General features: G+C 70.8%; 2 protein-coding genes and 1 pseudogene. All 3 read right to left on the bottom strand.

Annotated features, from left to right (window positions below):
• Positions 1 to 189: 189 nt before the first annotated feature.
• Positions 190 to 1,455, bottom strand: coding sequence for an RNA polymerase sigma factor (locus E3T19_RS11560; protein WP_198418787.1), 1,266 nt, complete (start codon positions 1,453 to 1,455; stop codon positions 190 to 192).
• Between the two features lie 32 nt (positions 1,456 to 1,487).
• On the bottom strand, positions 1,488 to 1,844 hold the full coding sequence (locus tag E3T19_RS11555; RefSeq protein ID WP_134408864.1) for a YciI family protein: 357 nt from the start codon (positions 1,842 to 1,844) through the stop codon (positions 1,488 to 1,490).
• A gap of 280 nt (positions 1,845 to 2,124) precedes the next feature.
• Positions 2,125 to 2,354, bottom strand: a pseudogene (locus E3T19_RS19275) (hypothetical protein); the annotation flags it as partial.

Genomic DNA, 2,354 nt, shown 5'->3' with positions numbered 1-2,354 from the left:
TGTGGCGATCTGTGGCGATCTGTGGCGATCTGTGGCGATCTGTGGCGATCTGTGGCGATCTGTGGCGATCTGTGGCGATCTGTGGCGATCTGTGGCGATCATAGTCGTGGCGCCAGTGGCCGGATGCAGCAAGCCATCCCGGTGAGGGATCCTCAGACGGATACCCGCCCTCCCATCAGTGGGCGGTGCTCAAAGCCCGGCAGCGCGGCTGACCTCGGCCAGGCGCTGCTCCAGGAAGGCGCGCTCCGCAGCGTTCGCCGTGAGCTTCATCGCGCGCCGGTACGACTGAGCCGCGCCGGCGGCGTCGCCGAGGCGGCGCAGCAGGTCGGCGCGGGTGGCGGGAAGGTAGGGGTAGTCGGCGAGCCGGGGATCGGTCGCCAGCTCGTCGAGGAGCGGCAGGGCGGCGGCCGGACCGTCGGCAAACGCCACGGCGGCGGCCCGGTTGAGCGCGACCACCGGGGTGTTCCACACCGCCAGCAGCCGGTCGTAGAGGTGCACGACTCGCGGCCAGTCGGTCTGCTCCAGGGACGGCGCCATCGCGTGTACGCCGGCGATCGCCGCCTGAAGGGTGAACCGCCCCGGTGGGCCGGACGCCAGCGCCCCGGCCGTCGTTGTGAGCCCCTCCAGAATCGCGCGCTGGTCCCAGCGCGTCCGGTCCTGGTCGGCGAGCAGGAGCAGCCGGCCCTGCTCGTCGGTCCGGGTGGCCCGGCGCGCGTCGGTGAGGAGCAGCAGGCCGAGCAGGCCGCGGGTCTCGGCCTGCTCGGGGAGCAGCGCGGCAAGGGTGCGCGCGAGGTGCAGGGCCCGGTCGCAGAGCTCCTCACGGACGAGCGCGTCCCCCTCGCCGGCCGTGTGGCCGGTGCTGAAGAGCAGGTGGACGGCGGTGAGCACGCTGTCCAGGCGCTCGGGCAGCTCCGCCCGGCCCGGAACCCGGTAGGGGATCCGCGCTTCGGAGATCTTCTTCTTGGCCCGGGTGATCCGTGCCGCCATCGTCGGCTCGGAAACCAGGAAGGCCCGGGCGACGTCGGGCGTGCGAACGCCGCAGACCAGGCGCAGGGTGAGGGCGACGCGGGCCTCGGGGGCGAGGGTGGGGTGGCAGCAGGTGAACACCAGCCGGAGCCGGTCGTCCGGCACCGCGGCGTCGGGCCAGTCCAGGTCGGCCGGGTCGTGCGGATTGACGGTCGCCGGCTCCACGAGTAGCGGGAGCTTGCGCCGGAGGGTGACCTCGCGACGCAACCGGTCCAGCGCGTGGTTCCGCGCCGCCGTGGTCAGCCACGCACCGGGCCGCTTCGGGACGCCGTCCCGTGTCCAAGCCTGCAGCGCGCTGACGTACGCCTCCTGCGCGCACTCCTCCGCGACGTCCAGGTCGCCCGCGACGCGCACCGTGGCGGACAGCACGAAGGCCCACTCGGAGCGGTGGGCCTGCGCCAGCGCGGCAGCGACCGCGTCCGCCAGCATGGCGGACGCGGTCGGCTCGAAGCTGGGAGCGATCAGAACGGGTTCGTCGTCGGGTCCACGAGCGGGCGAACCTCGACGCCGCCGAAGGGGGCTGGGCAGAGCTTGGCGATCTCGACGGCGTGGTCGAGGTCGCGCGCCTCGAAAGAGTAGTAGCCGCCGAAGGCCTCCTTGGACTCGACGAACGGGCCGTCCGTCACCGTGCCGCCACCCTTGATCGATTTGGCCGTCGTTACGGGCGCGAGCGCTCCCCCGCCCGTGAGGGTCCCACCGAGCTCGGAGACCTGCTTGGTGAACGTGTTGTGCGCGTCGACCAGCGCGCCCCACGCCTCGGGCGACATGGTCGCGTAGCGCGCCTGGTCTTCGTAGATGAGGACTATGTACTGGGACATGGAGCTGCCTCCTGCATTAGGTCGCGGGCCGGTCTGTCCGGCTCCGTCATTAACTACGACGAACATCCTGCCGCCGGATCGACAGCTAGGCCGGGATTTTCTTCAAGATTTTTCCGGCGCCGCCGCCGCCGTGCGTGCCGGAGTCCGCTTCGCGTGCTGAAGTGCACTCTAGCGACCCCGCCTGACGCTGCGTCTCGCCGCCGAGCGGCGCAACGAGATGCGGCCCGCAGAAGCCTATTTGTAAAGCGGCAAGTTGCAGAGCCCCGCGGAGCCAGCAGTGTCACCCGGTGAAGGCTTGGGCACAGGATTCATCCTGCGCAGTTTGTCCGGCCAGACCATCCAAAGCCTGAACGGTTGCCTCCGGAGCGGGTACGGCCGGTTCGCTGGGTGTCTCTGGCGCGGGCGCATCCATCTCTTCGGGTGCAGGTTCATCAGCGGGCCTTTCTGGCGTGATAGCAGGGAGCGCGAAGGGCTCATCGGCCGCGAGTTTGGCGAACAGCTCATCCGCCA

It is taken from the genome of Cryobacterium sp. TMT4-31 (assembly GCF_004403385.1).
GTDB classification, from domain to species: domain Bacteria; phylum Actinomycetota; class Actinomycetes; order Actinomycetales; family Microbacteriaceae; genus Cryobacterium; species Cryobacterium zongtaii.
Note: the sequence above shows the minus strand (reverse complement) of the source record. Positions and strands in the feature narration are given on the sequence as shown.